At 73.4% G+C, this 16,238-nt stretch carries 14 protein-coding genes; 9 read left to right on the top strand and 5 right to left on the bottom strand.

The features are described from left to right. The first annotated feature begins 2 nt into the window (after positions 1 to 2). The 4 genes from OJ997_RS14225 to OJ997_RS14210 all read left to right on the top strand — a co-directional run bounded on the left by OJ997_RS14225 (position 3) and on the right by OJ997_RS14210 (position 4,390). A complete protein-coding gene (locus OJ997_RS14225) occupies positions 3 to 1,523 on the top strand; it encodes a GAF domain-containing sensor histidine kinase (RefSeq protein WP_270025778.1) in 1,521 nt (506 codons plus the stop codon). Next, positions 1,510 to 3,285 (top strand): PAS domain S-box protein, encoded by a 1,776-nt coding sequence (locus OJ997_RS14220; protein WP_270025777.1) that lies wholly within the window; start codon positions 1,510 to 1,512, stop codon positions 3,283 to 3,285. Before OJ997_RS14225 ends, OJ997_RS14220 begins: the two co-directional genes overlap by 14 nt. A gap of 42 nt (positions 3,286 to 3,327) precedes the next feature. Then, entirely contained in the window at positions 3,328 to 3,672 is a 345-nt protein-coding gene (locus tag OJ997_RS14215) for a response regulator (RefSeq protein ID WP_270025776.1), read from the top strand. A gap of 70 nt (positions 3,673 to 3,742) precedes the next feature. After that, positions 3,743 to 4,390 carry a response regulator gene (locus tag OJ997_RS14210; RefSeq protein ID WP_270025775.1) on the top strand — a complete coding sequence of 216 codons (648 nt, stop codon included), beginning with the start codon at positions 3,743 to 3,745 and terminating at the stop codon, positions 4,388 to 4,390. 35 nt (positions 4,391 to 4,425) lie between these two features. Here OJ997_RS14210 and OJ997_RS14205 read toward each other — a convergent pair whose 3' ends face one another. Further along, positions 4,426 to 6,123, bottom strand: coding sequence for a sensor histidine kinase (locus tag OJ997_RS14205; protein ID WP_270025774.1), 1,698 nt, complete (start codon positions 6,121 to 6,123; stop codon positions 4,426 to 4,428). Between OJ997_RS14205 and OJ997_RS14200 the strand changes: the two genes are divergently transcribed. After that, positions 6,110 to 6,562 (top strand): hypothetical protein, encoded by a 453-nt coding sequence (locus tag OJ997_RS14200; RefSeq protein ID WP_270025773.1) that lies wholly within the window; start codon positions 6,110 to 6,112, stop codon positions 6,560 to 6,562. The two genes, OJ997_RS14205 and OJ997_RS14200, sit on opposite strands and share 14 nt — an antisense overlap. Before the next feature lie 20 nt (positions 6,563 to 6,582). Continuing rightward, entirely contained in the window at positions 6,583 to 7,485 is a 903-nt protein-coding gene (locus OJ997_RS14195; protein ID WP_270025772.1) for a hypothetical protein, read from the top strand. Here the strand turns inward: OJ997_RS14195 and OJ997_RS14190 are convergent. The 3 genes from OJ997_RS14190 to OJ997_RS14180 are packed head-to-tail and all read right to left on the bottom strand — an operon-like array spanning position 7,434 to position 10,527. Next, complete coding sequence (locus OJ997_RS14190) at positions 7,434 to 8,555, bottom strand: acyl-CoA dehydrogenase family protein (protein ID WP_270025771.1); 1,122 nt, start codon at positions 8,553 to 8,555, stop codon at positions 7,434 to 7,436. The two genes, OJ997_RS14195 and OJ997_RS14190, sit on opposite strands and share 52 nt — an antisense overlap. Continuing rightward, complete coding sequence (locus tag OJ997_RS14185; protein WP_270025770.1) at positions 8,552 to 9,337, bottom strand: HAD family hydrolase; 786 nt, start codon at positions 9,335 to 9,337, stop codon at positions 8,552 to 8,554. Before OJ997_RS14185 ends, OJ997_RS14190 begins: the two co-directional genes overlap by 4 nt. A 17-nt stretch (positions 9,338 to 9,354) precedes the next feature. Continuing rightward, positions 9,355 to 10,527 (bottom strand): acetyl-CoA C-acetyltransferase, encoded by a 1,173-nt coding sequence (locus OJ997_RS14180; protein WP_270025769.1) that lies wholly within the window; start codon positions 10,525 to 10,527, stop codon positions 9,355 to 9,357. 17 nt (positions 10,528 to 10,544) lie between these two features. On the opposite strand from OJ997_RS14180, the gene OJ997_RS14175 reads away from it, so the two are divergent. From OJ997_RS14175 to OJ997_RS14165, 3 genes are read left to right on the top strand one after another with little or no spacing between them, the layout of a single operon-like run. Next, positions 10,545 to 11,957, top strand: a complete 1,413-nt coding sequence (locus tag OJ997_RS14175) for a leucyl aminopeptidase family protein (protein ID WP_270025768.1) — start codon at positions 10,545 to 10,547, stop codon at positions 11,955 to 11,957. A gap of 40 nt (positions 11,958 to 11,997) precedes the next feature. Then, positions 11,998 to 13,389, top strand: coding sequence for a hypothetical protein (locus OJ997_RS14170; protein WP_270025767.1), 1,392 nt, complete (start codon positions 11,998 to 12,000; stop codon positions 13,387 to 13,389). Between the two features lie 12 nt (positions 13,390 to 13,401). Then, positions 13,402 to 14,775, top strand: a complete 1,374-nt coding sequence (locus OJ997_RS14165; protein WP_270025766.1) for a pyridoxal phosphate-dependent decarboxylase family protein — start codon at positions 13,402 to 13,404, stop codon at positions 14,773 to 14,775. On the opposite strand, the gene OJ997_RS14160 is transcribed toward OJ997_RS14165, so the two are convergent. Continuing rightward, positions 14,762 to 16,210 (bottom strand): hypothetical protein, encoded by a 1,449-nt coding sequence (locus tag OJ997_RS14160; protein WP_270025765.1) that lies wholly within the window; start codon positions 16,208 to 16,210, stop codon positions 14,762 to 14,764. The genes OJ997_RS14165 and OJ997_RS14160 overlap by 14 nt on opposite strands. Between the last annotated feature and the right edge of the window lie 28 nt (positions 16,211 to 16,238).

Genomic DNA, 16,238 nt, shown 5'->3' with positions numbered 1-16,238 from the left:
GCGTGCCCGCTCACGAGTCACTTGACGCTGCCGATCTGCTCCGCACGGGGCACGTCGTCGTGCGCGTTCTGGCGGAGGCGCAGGGCGAGGCCGACGCCTATCCCGCGCTGCTCGAGGCGATCGGAACCTCGCTCGGGAGCGCGGGCGGCGCGATGTGGCTGCCGGTGGCGCGCGCGACGCACCGCCGCGCCCACGCGTGGGGTGACCCGCCGGACGCGCCCGACGAAGGGCTCAGCTTCGACGTCCCGCGCATCGGAGTCATGAACTTCAGCGCCCGCGTCGCGCCCGACGCGATGTTGCTCGAGACGATGCACAGCCTCGGGCTGCTGATCTCGCACTTCGCCGAGCGCTGCCGTGCCCAGCGGGCGGTGGCGGCGAACGTCGCCGACGCTTCCGAGCGCGAGCGCGTGCTGCGCCACCTCGCGACCGAGCAGGCGGCGCTGCGGCGCGTGGCGACCGCGATCGCAACCGAGAGCGACCCGCGCAACGCGTTCGCGGTGGTCACGGAAGAGGTCGGCCGGCTGCTGCGCGCGCCCAGCGCGAACATGATCCGCTTCAACGAGGACGAGACGGCCACGGTCCTCGCGCGCTGGCACGACACGGACATCCCCGTGCACGAGGTCGGCGCGACCGTGCCGCTCGGCGGCGACAGCGTGTCGGCGCGCGTGTACCGGTCCGGCGCCCCCGCACGGGTGGACAGCTACGAGGACCTCGAAGGAGAGCTCGCGGCCAGCCTGCGCCAGCTCGGGCACAACTCCGCCGTGGCCGGGCCGATCTTCCAGGAGGGCCGGCTGTGGGGCGCGGTGATCGTCTCCGGCGGCGCCGGCGACCCGTTCCCGCGCGGCGCGGAGCAGCGCATCACCAGCTTCGCCGAGCTGGCGGGGCAGGCGCTCGCGAGCGCGCAGGCGCGGGAGGACCTCGCGGCGTCGCGCGCCCGCATCGTCCAGGCCGGCGACGACGAGCGCCGGCGGCTGGAGCGCAACCTGCACGACGGCGCGCAGCAGCGCCTCGTCTCGCTCGCCCTGATGCTGCGGCTCGCGTCGCGCCGCCACCCCGACGACGTCGAGCTCGTCCGCGCCGGCGAGGAGCTCAACTTCGCGCTGCAGGAGCTGCGCGAGCTGGCCCGCGGCATCCACCCCGCCGTGCTCACCGAGCGTGGCCTCGAGCCCGCCGTGCGTGCGGTCGCCGACCGCGCGCCGATGGCCGTGGAGCTCAACGTGGTCCTGGACGAGCGGCTGCCGGGCCCGGTGGAGGCGGCCGCGTACTACGTCGTCGCCGAGGCGCTGACCAACGTGGCCAAGTACGCGCAGGCGTCCGAGGTGTCGGTGGGCGTGGAGCGCACGAACGCGCACGCGCGGATCGAGGTCCGCGACGACGGGGTCGGCGGCGCCTCGCCGGGCGGCGGGACCGGGCTGCGCGGGCTGGCCGACCGCGTCGAGGCGCTTGGCGGGCGGTTCGAGATCGACAGCCCCGCCGGCGCGGGCACCACGCTACGGGCGGAGATCCCGGTTGCGGCCGGCTGAGCTGCTGCGCGCGGTCACCGCCGCGCTCGCCTCCCCGGACGAGGAGACGGCGTTCGCGCGGCTCCCCGGGAAGCTGGCGCGCAGCCTCAACGGCCACAAGGTGCGCTGGGACGGCGCGCTGCTGGCGATCCCGATCGCGGGCGTGGGCGAGCTGCTCGTCCGGACGCCGCCGCCCGACGACGACCTGATGGCCGCGGCGGAGAGCGTGGGCGTGCAGATCGCCCAGTTCGTCGAGCGCTGCGCGGCCGAGCGCGAGATGCGCGACTTCGAAGCGCGTCGGAAGGCGATGCTCGACGTCGCGTTCGACTCGGTGTTCACGATGGACGACGACGGCATCGTGCTGTCGGCCAACCGCGCCGCCGAGCGCACGTTCGGCTACAAGGCGGAGGAGATCGTCGGGCGCGAGCTCGCCGCGTTGATCATCCCGGAGAGCCTGCGCGACGCCCACCGAGACGGCCTCTCGCGCTACCTGAAGACCGGGCGCGGACCGATCGTCGGCCGGCGCGTGGAGTTGACCGCGATGCGCCGCGACGGCACCGAGTTCCCGGTCGAGCTGGTCGTGACGCGGCCGGAGATCCCCGGCGAGCGCATCTTCTACGGCTACCTGCGGGACCTGACCGCGCGCAACGTCGCGGAGGCCGCGCTGCACCGGCTCGCGGACGAGCAGGCGGCGCTGCGGCGCGTGGCGACGGCGGTCGCGGCGTTCAGCGATCCGGCGCGGCTGTTCGACCTGCTCAGCGAGGAGGTCGGCAAGCTGCTGGAGGCGGAGACCGCCCACATGTTCCGCTTCGACTCCGACGGGCGTGGGGGTGAGATCGTCGGTGGCTGGGCGCTGAAGCCCGAGCACGTGCTCGGGCACGGGACGCGGATGCCGATGGACGGCGACACCGCCGCCACCCGCGTCTGGCGGACCGGGCAGGCCGCGCGAATGGACAGCTACGCGGGCGCCGAGGGCGATCTCGCGCGGATCATGCGCGACTACGGCGTGCAGGCCGTGGTCGCCGCGCCGGTGTTCCTCGGCGGGTCCCTGTGGGGCGCGGTGATCGTCTCCTCGATGAGCGCCGGGCCGTTCCCGGACAGTGCCGAGCAGCGGATCGCCTATTTCGCCGAGCTGGCCGCGCAGGCGCTCGCGAACGCGCAGGCTCGGGAGGACCTCGCGGCGTCGCGGGCGCGCATCGTCCAGGCCGGCGACGCCGAGCGCCGGCGGCTCGAGCGCAACCTGCACGATGGCGCGCAGCAGCGCCTGGTCTCGCTCGCGCTGATGCTGCGCCTGGCCGCGCGGCGCCACCCGGACGATCCCGACCTCGGTCGCGCGGGCGAGGAGCTCGCGCACGCGCTGCAGGAGCTGCGGGAGCTCGCGCGCGGCATCCACCCGGCGGTGCTGACCGAGCGCGGGCTGGAGCCCGCCGTGCGTGCGGTCGCCGACCGCGCGCCGATCCCGGTCGAGCTGGAGGTCGACCTCGAGGAGCGCCTGCCCGGGCCGGTCGAGGCCGCCGCCTACTACGTCGTCAGCGAGGCGCTCACGAACGTCGCCAAGTACGCCCAGGCGTCGATCGTGCGCGTCAGCGTCTCGCGCGCGGGCGACCGGGCGCTGATCGGGGTCGCCGACGACGGCCTCGGCGGGGCCGATCCGACCGGTGGATCCGGTCTGCGCGGGCTCTCGGACCGTGTCGAGGCGCTCGGTGGCCGGCTGGAGATCGACAGCCCGCTCGGGCTCGGCACGACCCTGCGTGCAGACATCCCGGTCGCAGACCTCCGGTGAACCCCCCGAACGTGCACGTCCTGGACGTCTAGCTTTCGAGGCATGCCGCGTTCCGTGCTCGTCGTCGACGACTCCGCCGCCTTCCGGGCGACGGCACGGGTGCTGCTCAACGCGCGCGGCTACGAGGTCGTGGGCGTGGCCGACAGCGTGGCGGCCGGGCTGGCCGCGGCGCGCGAGCTGCGCCCCGACTGCGTGCTGCTGGACGTCAACCTGCCCGACGGTGACGGGCTGTCGGTGGCCGGCGCGTTCGACGCGACGGTCGTGCTCGTGTCGACGTTGGACGCGGACGAGCTCGGGGACGCGCTGGCCGGGTCCGGCGCGCGCGGGTTCGTAGGGAAGGCGCAACTGGCATCGCCGCGTCTGATTGAGTTGCTGGGACCGCCGTGAATATCCGCGAAGCGATATTCAAAGTGACCCCCGATGGCGCCGCGTCAGCGGCTGCCCGGTTGGTTCACCCGTGAGAATCGTCATCGGTGAAGATCAGGCGCTGCTGCGCCAGGGGATCGTGAGCCTGCTCGTGGCCGCGGGCTTCGAGGTCGTGGCCGAGGCCGGGGACGCACCCGACCTGCTGCGCAAGGTCGCCGCGCACAAGCCCGACGTGGCGATCGTCGACGTGCAGATGCCGCCCGACCACACCGACGACGGGCTGCGGGCGGCGCTGGAGATCCGCGCGTCCCTTCCCTCGGTCGGCGTGCTGGTGCTCTCCCAGTACGCGGAGGAGCGCTACGCCGTGGACCTGATCGGCGACAACGCCGAGGGCGTCGGGTACCTCTTGAAGGACCGCGTGACCGACTTCACGGGCTTCGCGGACGCGGTGCGGCGCGTGGCCGCGGGCGGCTCCGTGCTCGACCCGACGGTCGTCGCGCACATGCTCGGCCGGCGCCGCCGCGACGACCCGGTCGACCTGCTCACGCCCCGCGAGCGCGAGGTGCTGGAGCTGATGGCCGAGGGCCGCTCGAACAAGGGCATCGCCGAGCAGCTCGTCGTCACGCCCCACGCCGTCGAGAAGCACGTCACGAACATCTTCGGCAAGCTCGACGTGGCCGCCGGCGCCGAGGACCACCGCCGCGTCCTGGCGGTCCTCGAGTTCCTCCGCCGAACCTAAAGCAAGTTAAAGGGGTCTGACCCCTTTAGGTTGCTTTAGGTTGGGATGACAGCCCGGATGTGGGTGCCGGCGCCCGTCGGGGAGTGGATCTCGAGGGCGCCGTCGAGCGCGCCGACGCGGTCGCTGAGGCCGCGTAGACCGGAGCCGGTGGACGTGTCCGCGCCGCCGATGCCGTCGTCGCGGATGTCGATCACGGCGTGGCCGTTCTCGCGTCGGACCTCGACCTTGGCGTGCGTGGCGTGGGCGTACTTGGCGACGTTGGTGAGCGCCTCGGCGACGACGAAGTAGGCGGCGGTCTCGACCGGGCTCGGGAGGCGCTCGGCGAGGTCGCTCTCCAGCTCGACCGGCACGGTGGAGCGACTGGCGAGCGACTCGAGCGCCGCGTCGAGGCCGCGCTGGGAGAGCACCGCCGGGTGGATGCCGGCGGCCAGGTCGCGCAGCTCGTGCACCGCCTCCTGCGCGTTGGCGAACGCGCTGTCGATCAGGCCCTTGGCGTTGGCGGGGTCGCTCTCGAAGTGCTCGCGGGCGAGCTGGAGCTCGATCATCAGCGCGACGAGGCGCTGCTGGGCGCCGTCGTGGAGGTCCCGGCCCAGCCGCCTCCGCTCGGCGTCGCCGGCCTCGACGAGGCGGGCGCGCGAGGCGCGGAGCGCTTCCAGTCGCGCTCGCAGCTCGACCTCCAGGCGCTGGTTCTCGAGCGCCAGCGCCGCGGCCGCGGCCGCCTCGCGCAGCAGCTCCGGCTCCTCGTTCAGCGCGGCCGAGTGGGTCAGGGCGCCGACGCGGCGGCCCTCGTGGTCGATCTCGGTCAGCGTCTCCGTGGTGGCCTCCGCGGGGCGGCCGTCGCGGTGGACGTAGCCGCCGTCGACCCAGTACAGGACGTCGAGCGTGGGGTCGCTGAGCTCGATCGCGAGCGCGTCACGGATGCCGCGCGGGTCCAGGCTCAGCCGCTCGATCACGCGACCGACGGCGGCGGTGCGGAAGAAGCGGGTGCGCACGAGGCCGAGCAGGAAGGCCGCGGGCACGAGCGCGAACGCGGAGAAGGACGCGATCTGCAGCGCCTGCGTGATGCCGGCGTCGAAGCTGATCGCGAACACGGTCGCGACGCCGAGCACGAGGATCGCGGCGCCGAGCAGCAGCACCGGCTCCAGCCCGCGACGCAGGAGCGGGCTCGCGGCCTGGCGGCGGCCGATCAGCACCACCAGCGTCGACACGAGCATGAACAGCAGCAGCGTGACCTGGGGCAGCGTGAAGAGCGCGGAGAGCACGTCGCTGTCCAGGACCAGCCACGGGTTGCCGGCCGGGCAGTCGCCGCACGACGTGACCAGCAGCGCGGGGAGCTGGAGCGCGGCCGCGGCGTACGCGGCGACGACCGCGCGACGCGGCCACCTCCCCTCCACCCGGCCGGACGGGAACGCGATCAGCAGGTGCACGAGGGCCGAGATCGAGGCCGTGTCGAACAGCGCGCCGATCGCGAACAGCACGGGCTCGTCGAAGAACTGCAGCCCGGTCACCGCGACGAGCGTGCCGGTCATCACCATCAGCCGGCCCGTGCGGTTGTCCGGCCGGCGCGCGTGCGCGAACGCGCCGACCGCGACGAAGCCCCACGCGATGATCACGCCGATATAGAGGATCGACCGGCCGCCGGGCGGGAGCCGCGTCACATCCGGCGCCCGGATGAGCAGGGCGACGCCGATCCCCGTCGAGATCAGGCAGGCTGTGGCGATGGCCCAGCGCATCACGATCGCGAGCCTATGCCTCTGGCTCGCGCTTGTGGGTACGGCGGAGGCTACGTCCTATGTAGGGAAGACCTCACAGGGGCGCCGCGCGACGGTCGTCACCGGCACCGACGGGCTGGTCACCCGGATCCGGATCGGCTACAGCGCGCCGTGCCGCTCCGGCAAGGACTACCGGTTTCCGAACATCTTTCGCCTGGAGCCACCGTTCAAGACTTCGACAGCCGACGACGTGACGGACACCGTGGTCGTGCGCGACCGCCTCAAGGGCGGCGGACGCACGCGCCAGACGGTCACCGTGACGGCACACCGGACGATCGATGCGGCGGGGGTCGAGACATGGAGCGGGACGTTCAAGACGCGGGTGGTGCTCACGCGCTCGGGCAAGCGGCTCGACGTCTGCGAGCTCGAGCGCGTCTCCTGGTCGGCCTCGTCGGCCTGATCGCGCTGGCGCTCCCGGCGATGGCCGACGCGCGCCGGGTTCAGGTGCGGATCTATCACGACGGCCGGTTCGGCCCCTACGGACCACCGATCCAGGAGCGACTGCGCGTCACGCTGCCGGACACGGGCAAGGTCTCAGACGGCTCCTTCGCCCGCGAGTACCGGAGCGGACGCTGCAAGCTCGTGCTGGAGGCGTACACGTATCCCGACGCCAAGCGCAAGACCGCGAGCCTCGTGCGCCGCTTCCCGTACGCGAACGGCTACGTCTACCTCCGTGCCCGGGGAGGGCAGCGCTGCGCGTCGGGGTTCGCCGCGCGGACCGTGCGCTCGGCCAGGCTGGACCGCTCGCGCCTGCCCTGCGACGCCCTCGGGACGACGCGGGCCGAGAACGACCAGGTTCGCGTCTACGAAGTCCGCACCCGGCTGTGGGTGTGCGCGACCGCGAACCGCTACCGGTTCGACATCGGCATCTCGAGCGCCGGGAACGGCTGCGGGGGCGGCGACTTCTGCAGCGAGAACCTCCCGACGGTGGCCGGGCCGTTCGTCGCGTACACGTCCGAGTACGCGGGCCGTCGCGACTCGTCCAGCCAGGTGTCCGTGCGTGACGCGCGAACCGGCGCCGAGGTCCACAGCCTGCAATCCGGGCGCGATTGCGGCGACCCGCGGTACCAGGCGGGTCCGGTGCACTCGCTCGTGCTCACGCCCGAGGGGACGCCCGCGTGGATCGTCGCGGACTGCTTCGTCTATCAGGAGCCCCGGGTCTACGAGGTGCGCACGCTCGCCGGGGTCGTGAGCTCGGGGGCCGGGATCGACCCCGGGTCGCTCACGCTCGCCGGGGACACGATCAGCTGGGTGCAGGACGGCGCGGTGCGTCAGTCGCGCATCGACTCGCCGAGGATCGCGCGGGCGATGACGAGCTTCTGAATCTCGCTCGTGCCCTCGTAGATCTCGGTGACCTTCGCGTCGCGGTAGTAGCGCTCGGCCGGGAACTCCTTGGTGTAGCCGTAGCCGCCGAGGATCTGGATCGCCTCGCCGGTCTGGTGGCGGGCGACGCGGGACGCGAAGAGCTTGGCCTGCGCACCCTCGACGGTGTGGGGCTTGCCGGCCTCCTTCAGGCGCGCGGCGCGCCAGACGAGCGCGCGGGCGGCCTCGATCTCGGTCTGCATGTCCGCGAGCTTGTGCTGGATGGCCTGGAAGCGGGCGATCGGGCCGCCGAACGCGTTGCGCTCTTTCGCGTAGCCCGCGGCGGTGTCGAACGCGGCCTGGGCGATGCCGACGGCCTGCGCGGCGATGCCGATCCGGCCGCCGTCGAGCGTGCGCAGCGCGACGCGCATGCCGTTGCCCGGCTCCCCCAGGCGCTCGGCGGGCGTGTCCTCGAACGCGAGGTCGGCCGTGGAGCTCGAGTTCAGCCCCATCTTCTCCTCCTCGCGCGTGACCGCGAAGCCGTCGGCGCCGGCGCGGACGAGGAAGGACGACGCGCGCTCACCCTCCTTCGCGAACACGATGAACGTGGACGCGAACGAGCCGTTCGTGATCCACTGCTTGGCGCCGGAGATCTTGTCGTCGGCGGCGCGGGTGCGCATGGCACTCGCGTCGGAGCCGCTGCCGGACTCGGTGAGCGCGAACGCGGCGAGCTCCTCACCGGACGCGAGCCGCGGGACGTACTCGGCGATCTGCTCCGCGGACCCGTGGTTGAGGATCGGCAATGTGCCCGCGCTCGTGTGCACGGCGACCGTCACGCCGACGCCTGCGTCGGCACGCGACAGCTCCTCGAGCACGAGCATGTAGGTGAGGAAGTCGGCGCCGGCGCCGCCGTGCTCCTCGGGCACGCACACGCCCATCAGGCCGAGCTCGCCCAGCTCGGCGAACAGCTCGCGCGGGAAGTGGTGCTCGCGGTCCCACTTGGCCGCGTGCGGCGCGACCTGCTCGTCCGCGAAGCGCTTGGCCAGCTCGCGGATCTCCCGCTGGTCGTCGGTCAGCTCGTGGAGACTCATTTGGCGGTCGCCACCCGCGCCGCCGCCGCACCGCCCGCCACCGCCGCCGCGGCGCCGAGTACTCGAAGCTTCCGTCCCAGCCGTTCGAAGCGCATGATCTCCCACCCCTCCTCACGCGCGACGCGCGCGAGCTCCTTGTCCGGATTGACGGCCACAGGATGGCCGACGAGCCGCAGCATCGGCAGGTCGGACTCGCTGTCGCTGTACGCGTAGCTCGCCGCGAGGTCGATGTCCTCGCGCTCGGCCAGCTCGCGGAGCGCCTGCGCCTTGCCCTCGCGATAGTTGAACGGCCCGCCTTCGCGGCCCGTGTAGACGCCGTCGATGACCTCGGCGACCGAGCCGACGGCACCGTCGAACGTGAGCACGACCGCCAGCAGCTCCGCCATCTCCTGCGCGGCAGCCGTGCAGATGAAGATCGGGCGGCCTTCGTCCTGGTGCGCGTAGGCCGTCGCGAGCATGCGCGGGTACAGCCGCGGGAGCACGCCCGCGAGGACCGGGCCCGAGAGGCGCTGCAGGTCCCGCACCTTCGCGCCCTCGAGCAGCTTGCCGACGCGCTCTTTGACGAGGTCCGCGGTGGCGTCGGTGGAGCCCTGCAGGCGGAACTTGACGTTCTCGTACGCGTCGCGGGCGAGATCCCGGCGGGAGACCATCCCGGCCTTGTAGGCGGCGCGGCCGAACTGGAAGCTCGAGCTGCCGGCGATCAGCGTGCGGTCCAGGTCGAAGAACGCGGCGCCCTTCTCCCCTTCGCGCTTGATCGCTCCCCCGCCCGGCGGCGGGGGCAAGATATGTGGTCTCTCCGTCAAACCTGGACGATGATGGCGTCGCCCTGGCCACCGCCGGAGCAGATCGCCGCGCAGCCGTAGCCGCCGCCGCGCCGGCGCAGCTCGAGCACGAGCGCGCCGATGATGCGCGCGCCGGACGCGCCGATCGGGTGCCCGAGCGCGACCGCGCCGCCGTTGACGTTCACGCGCGCCTCGTCGATGCCGAGCATGCGGGTGCTGTTCAGCGCGACCGAGGAGAACGCCTCGTTGATCTCCCACAGGTCGATGTCGCCGGGCTGCAGGCCCGCCTTGTCGAGCGCCTTGATCGCCGCGTTGGCGGGCGTGCGGGCGAGGTAGGCGAACTCGTCGGCGACGGCGGCCTGAGCGATGATCGTGGCGAGGATGTCCTTGCCGTTGCGCTCGGCCCAGTCCTCGGACGCGAGCACGAGCGCGCCGGCGCCGTCGTTGACGCCCGGCGAGTTGCCGGCCGTGTGGCTGCCGCCCTTGGTCAGGCCCGGGAGCTTGGCGAGCGACTCCAGGCTGGACTCGCGGCGCGGCGACTCGTCCGTCTCGACGACGGTGTCGCCCTTGCGGCCGTGGACCGTGACGGCGACGATCTCGTCCGCCAGGCGGCCCTCGTCGGTGGCCGCGATCGCGCGCTCGTGGCTGCGCAGCGCCCACTTGTCGAGGTCGGCGCGCGTGATCTCCAGCTCGTCGCTGACGTCCGTGGCCTCTTCGAACATCTGCTTGCCGGAGAACGGGCTGCGCAGGCCGTCCTGGATCATCGCGTCGAGCGCCTGCACGTCGCCCATGCGGAAGCCGCCGCGGGCGCCCGGCAGCAGGTACGGCGCCTGCGACATCGACTCCATGCCGCCGCCGACCGCGACCTCGAGGTCCCCGGCGCGCACGGCCTGGTCGATCATGCCGACGGCGCGCACGCTGCTGGCGCACACCTTGTTGATCGTCTCGGAGGTGACCGCGATCGGGATGCCCGCCTCGATCTGCGCCTGGCGGCTCGGGATCTGCCCCTGGCCGGCCTGCAGGACCGTGCCCATGACGACGTGCTGGACCTGCTCGGGCGCGACGTCGGCACGGTCGAGCGCTTCGCGGATCACGACGCCGCCGAGATGGGTCGCGGGGAGGGTGGACAGGCCTCCGCCGAGCTTGCCGATCGGTGTCCGGGCGCTGCTCAGGATCACGGTACGAGGCATGCTGCGAGTCTATTGCGATGCGAGTGACAGCCACGACGGACGCCCCTCCCGCCACCGACGCCGACACGATCGTCGTCGGCGTGTTCGAGGATGAGGGCATCGCCCACGACCACGGCGGCGCCTTGCAGGCGCTGGTGGACAGCGGCGAGGCGAAGCGGGGGCTGCGCAAGCTCGCGGTGACGCATGCGGAAGGGCGCCGGTACCTCGTCGCGGGCCTCGGCGGACGCGGCGACTTCGACCCCGAGCGCGCTCGTGTGGTCGCGGCGGCGGTCGTCGGGCGTGCGAAGGAGCTCGGCACCAAGACGCTGTGCTGGGAGGTCCCGCACCACGTGTCGGACGCCCACGTGGCGGGGCTCGTCGAGGGCACGCTGCTCGCCGCGTACACGTACCGCGAGTTCAAGGAGCCCGAGACCGACGGGATCGAGGCGCTGGTCCTGTCCGCGCATCACGACGTGGGCGCGGCGTCGACGGCGGCCGCGACCGTGGCTTCGTTCGTGAACCGCGCACGTGACCTGCAGAACAAGCCGGCGAACGTCCTGACGCCGACGGCGCTGGCCGAACGGGCGTCGGAGCTGGAGGGCGTGCGCGTCGAGGTGCTCGACGGCGACGGCATCCGCGCCGCGGGGATGGGCGCCTTCGCGGCGGTCGCGCAGGGCTCCTACGAGGACCCGCGGCTGATCACGATCCGCTACGAGGGCGAAGGCGCGACCGGGCCGCTGCTCGGCTACGTCGGCAAGGCCGTCACCTTCGACTCGGGCGGCATCTCGATCAAGCCCGCCGCGAAGATGCACGAGATGAAGTTCGACATGTCGGGCGGCGCCGCGGTGCTCGAGGCGCTGGGCGCGATCGCCGCGCTCAAGCTCCCGGTGCGGGTCGCGGGCGTGATCGGCGCGACGGAGAACCTCCCGTCCGGCCGTTCGATGAAGCCGGGCGACATCGTGCGCTCCAAGTCCGGCGTGTCGATCGAGATCAACAACACGGACGCCGAAGGGCGGCTCGTGCTGGCGGACTGCCTCACGCACGCGATCGAGCTCGGCGCGGAGCGGCTGATCGACCTCGCGACGCTGACCGGCGCGATGGTCGTCGCGCTGGGCAAGACCCACGCGGGCCTGCTGGCGAGCAACGACGACTGGGCCGCCGCGGTCGAGTCGGCCGGGGCGCGCGCGGGCGAGCTGAACTGGCGACTGCCGCTGCACGCCGAGTACGACGAGCAGATCAAGGGCCGCTACGCGGACATCGTCAACTCGCCGGCGGACCGCGGCGCGGGCGGCATCACCGCCGCGCAGTTCCTCAAGCGGTTCACCGGCGACGTGCCGTGGGCGCACCTGGACATCGCGGGGACGGCCTACGACAACAAGAAGCCCTACACGCCCAACGGCGGCGCCGGCTACGGCGTGCGCACGCTGGTCGAGCTCGCCCGCGGAGCCTAAGGGACGGATAAAGGGGTCTGACCCCTTTAGGTTTGTAGGGGTGCGGTTCGTCGGGTTGTGGATCCTGCTGGTCGCCGTGTACGCGGCGACCCTCGGCGTTCCGGCCCAGCCCGGGCTGGATTACGCGGGCAACGAGCCGCATCACCTGCTCGCGGCCGAGTCGCTCGTGTCCGACCGTGACGTCGACCTGACCGACGAGTACGCGAGCCGCTCCTACGCGGGCTGGTACCCGCGGGAGCTCAAGACGGACGGGCGCGTGGTGCAGGGCCGGCTGGTGGAGCCGCACGGCGTCGGCTTCGCGGTGCTGATCGCACCCGCCTACGCGATCGGCGGCGCGCGGGCCGTGCAGTGGCAGATGCTCGCGATGCTTGCCCTGGCGTTCGTGCTGGCCGCGGCGCTCGCGCGCCGGATGGTCCCCGAGCCGTGGGCGACGCTCGGCGTCGGGCTCGTCGGCCTCTCGCCGCCCGCCGTCGCCGCTTCGACCACGATCACGCCCGGGGTCGCCGCGGCGGTGCTGCTGGCGGGTGCGACGCTGTGCGCGCTCGCGGTACGCGAACGCCCGCGCCGGCGGTACGTCGCCGTCGGCGCACTGCTGCTCGCCGGGTTGCCCTGGCTCGGCTGGAGCTACCTCGCCGCGGGCGCCGTCGTGGCGTGGGCGCTCGTCGTCTGGACGCTGCGGGAGCGCCGCCGCTTCGCCGCGCTCGTGGCCGGTGAGGCGCTCGCGGCCTCGCTCGTCTTCTACGCCACGGTCAACGACCGCTTCTACGGCGGGATCACGCCCCGCTCCGCCAGCACGGCGACCAAGGCGGACACGCCGGTCGAGTACCTGGAGCGCATCCCCCGGCTCGTCGGCGTGTGGCTGGACCGCGAGATCGGCCTGCTGCGCTGGGCGCCGCTGCTCGCGCTGGCCTTCTTCGCCGCCTGGCTCCTGTACCGCTCACGCCGCGACCAGCTCGCCCGTGTCGCGCCCGCTCGCCGCGAGGCCGAGGCGACCGCCGGGCTGCTGCTGGTGGTGATCGGGGTGCAGCTCGCGGTGACCGCGCTGCTGGCCTCCGGCGCGCTCCGCGCCGGGACGTCGTTCCCGGGCGTGTCGATGGTCGCGGTGTTGCCCGCGCTGGCCGCCCTCTCGGCGTGGGGGCTCCGGCATGTCCCGCGCGTGGTCGGCGGCGTGCTTGCGCTGCTCACGCTCGGCGGGACCGCATGGCTGCTGTGGCTGACCGACGTGCCCGGGTGGCTCGACGTGGACAGCGACGCGCCGTGGGGGCCGCTGGTCGTGGTGTTCCCGGACTTCACGTCGCTGACCTGGTGGCCGGTGGTGGCGTGCGTGCTGATCGCGGTCGGCGTCGCCGTGCTGGTGTGGCGCGAACGGCGCGCGGCAGGACGGTGGCGGCGTGAAGCCGCGGCGTCACGCACTTCGAAGGCGCTGCACTAAAACTCCGCGGCGATGTTCGTCAGCCCCGATCCCAAGAGCCACGCCGACCTCCGCCACGCCACGATCGCGATGACCGAGGCGATCATCAGAGCGCTGAGCGTGCCCGGCCCGCGCAGCGCCCTCGACCCGACCGAGCTCGCGGCGCAGGTCGCCGCGATCGATCCGCTGCCCGAGCAGGGCGCTTCACTCGACGCGGTGCTGACCGACCTCGCGCCCATCCTCGAGGGCGGAATCCGGCTCGGGGACCCGAACTGCGTCGCGCATCTGCATCCCGCCCCGCTGATCGAGGCGGCGGTGGCGGAGCTGGCGGTCGGGGTGACGAACCAGTCGATGGACGCGTTCGACGCGTCACCGGCAGCGACGTTCGTGGAGGACGCGCTCGTCCAGCGGCTCGCGCAGCTGCACGGGTTCCCGGGCGGGTCGGGCGTGATGACGATGGGCGGGACCGCTTCGAACCTGCTCGGGCTGCTGCTCGCGCGGGACGCGGCGGGCGAGGACGTGCGGCGCAACGGCGTGCCGCAGAACCGCTGGCGGATCGCGGCGAGCGCGACCTCGCACGACAGCATCCGGCGCTCGGCCGCGCTGCTCGGGCTCGGGACCGAGGCCGTGATCGCGGTGCCGACGGAGCCGGACGGGCGGATGTCGGTGGACGCGCTGCACGCGGCCACGCGGGGCGAGGACGTGATCGCGATCGTCGGGACGGCCGGAACGACGGACCTCGGCGCGATCGACCCGCTCGACGCGCTCGCGGACCACGCGCGGGCGCTCGGCGCGTGGCTGCACGTCGACGCCGCGGTCGGCTCCGGGCTCATGCTCTCCGACACACACCGCTCCCGACTGGAAGGCATCGAGCGCGCGAACTCGATCACCGCGGACCTGCACAAGCTGTGGTGGATGCCGTTCGGCGCCTCCGCCCTGCTCGTGCCGGACGTGGGCGCGCTGCGCGCCGTGCACCACGCGAGCGTCTACCTCAACCGGCCGGAGGACGAGGCCGAGGGCCAGCTCAACCTCGTCGGCCGCTCGCTCGACACCTCGCGGCGGTTCGACGCCTTCAAAGTGCTGGTGGCGCTGCGCACGCGTGGCCGCCGGCAGCTCGGCGCGATGGTCGACACGGTGCTCGACCTCACGCGGTACGCGGGCGAGGCGATCGAGCGCCACCCGGAGCTCGAGCTGGTCGCGCCGCCGCACACCGTGATGGTCGCGTTCCGCCGCGTCGGCGACGACGCGCGCAACGTCGCCATCCACCGCGACCTGTTCGCCTCCGGCGAGGCCGTGATCGGGCGCACGACCGTCGACGGCCGCGTCGCGCTCAAGCTCACGTTGCTGAACCCGAGCACGACCCGCGCGCAGATCGACGCGCTGCTGGACCTGATCAGCGCAGCTTGATCCGCACGCCCCGGGTGCGGCCGTCCGCGCCCACGGCCTTGCCGCTCACGCGCGCCCACGCCACCGTGCGGCGCGGCGGGAGCGTGCCGCGCTTGAGTCGCAGCGTGACCGCGCCGCCGGCTGCCGCCTGCGCCCGCACGAGCCGACCGGAGATCACGCGCCCGCTGCCCAGCTTGACCCGCACGCGCAGCGAGACCGTGCACGCGCGGTCGCAGGTGCCGCGCACGGTGACGCGCCCGCGCCGGTCGAGCTTGAGCGTGCCCGCCGCGAGCGTGAGCTTCGGCGCCGCCGGCCGCGGCATCGCCGCGACGACGGCCACCGTCACGCGGATCGGCGCCGACACCCGACCTTCGCGGCTGACCGCGCGGAACGTGAACGTGTCCGGCCCGACGTAGCCCGCCGCCGAGCGGTAGCTCACGGCCCGCCGGGTCCCCGACGCGATCGTCACGGTCCCGTGCGCGGGCGCGTCGACGAGCTCCATGTGGTCCACGCCGACGTGGCAGCTGTACCCGACCGACGTCGAGCGCGCGGTCTGGACGGTCAGCGGCGAGCTCGTCGGCGAGAGCCGGCACTCCGGTCCGGGCCGCGCGGCCACCGGCGTCGTCGACGTGCACGACACGCGCGTGATCACCTCCGAGCACGGCTGCCAGTCCGGCTCGCTCTGGCCGCCGCCGAACGTGCTCAACGCCGAGCCGTCGAGCAGCCCCAGCTGCGGCACCCCGTTGACGGTGCGCGTGAAGATGATCCGCCCGTTCGGCGAGATGTCGGGGTCGCCGTCGACGACGCCGGGCTCGTTGGTGAGCCGCAGGTCCTCCGGCTCCTCGTCCTCGGCGGCCCGGAACAGGGACGTGGCGGAGCCGACGCGGCGCGGGAACACGACCGAGCCGTCGGCCCCCAGCGCGGGCCCGCCCGCGACGCCGTCGAACGCCGGCCCCTGGTCGGCGATCGGCGCGATCCACGCGTCGATCCGGTCCCCGACCAGCAGCGTCAGCACCTCACCGCCGTCGAACCACGCCAGATCGGTGACGCCGGTGCCGTCCGCGGCGACGACGGTCTCCGCGCCCGCCAGCGTGCGGGTCACGACCTGGGTGCCGCGCACGAAGGTGATGCCGGCCCCGTCGTGGGTCCAGGTCGGCGCGGCGCCCGCGACGAAGTCCGTGACCTCGCCGGAGACGGCCGAGTACACCTTCACGGTCCCGCCCTCGGCGAACAGGATCCGGTTGCCGTCGGGTGACCACTGCGGCGCGCTGAGGTCGCCACCGGCGTAGAGCTCGTGGCGTCCGCTCAAGCCCGCCACGTTGTAGGTCACGAGCGCCTCGCCGGCACCCGCCCGCGCGATCGTGACGATCTGCCCATCCGTGGTGGCCGCTGCCGCCGTCCCCGGGACGACGGCCAGCGCCGCGGCGACGAGCGCCGCGCAGCTGACCCTGCTCATTGCGCCCACCGTAAAGGCTCGCGCGCCG

It is taken from the genome of Solirubrobacter phytolaccae, from assembly GCF_027587195.1.
Classification (GTDB): Bacteria; Actinomycetota; Thermoleophilia; order Solirubrobacterales; family Solirubrobacteraceae; genus Solirubrobacter; species Solirubrobacter phytolaccae.
This window is presented reverse-complemented; position numbering and strand designations above follow the sequence as displayed.

What these genes read in the sequence shown, in the direction of transcription:
- OJ997_RS14160 (WP_270025765.1), bottom strand. Translation starts at nt 16,210, where the DNA reads ATGAGCAGGGTCAGCTGCGCGGCGCTCGTCGCCGCGGCGCTGGCCGTC.
- OJ997_RS14205 (WP_270025774.1), bottom strand. Translation starts at nt 6,123, where the DNA reads ATGCGCTGGGCCATCGCCACAGCCTGCCTGATCTCGACGGGGATCGGC.
- OJ997_RS14180 (WP_270025769.1), bottom strand. Translation starts at nt 10,527, where the DNA reads ATGCCTCGTACCGTGATCCTGAGCAGCGCCCGGACACCGATCGGCAAG.
- OJ997_RS14175 (WP_270025768.1), top strand. Translation starts at nt 10,545, where the DNA reads ATGCGAGTGACAGCCACGACGGACGCCCCTCCCGCCACCGACGCCGAC.
- OJ997_RS14200 (WP_270025773.1), top strand. Translation starts at nt 6,110, where the DNA reads ATGGCCCAGCGCATCACGATCGCGAGCCTATGCCTCTGGCTCGCGCTT.
- OJ997_RS14215 (WP_270025776.1), top strand. Translation starts at nt 3,328, where the DNA reads ATGCCGCGTTCCGTGCTCGTCGTCGACGACTCCGCCGCCTTCCGGGCG.
- OJ997_RS14165 (WP_270025766.1), top strand. Translation starts at nt 13,402, where the DNA reads ATGTTCGTCAGCCCCGATCCCAAGAGCCACGCCGACCTCCGCCACGCC.
- OJ997_RS14195 (WP_270025772.1), top strand. Translation starts at nt 6,583, where the DNA reads ATGGCCGACGCGCGCCGGGTTCAGGTGCGGATCTATCACGACGGCCGG.
- OJ997_RS14190 (WP_270025771.1), bottom strand. Translation starts at nt 8,555, where the DNA reads ATGAGTCTCCACGAGCTGACCGACGACCAGCGGGAGATCCGCGAGCTG.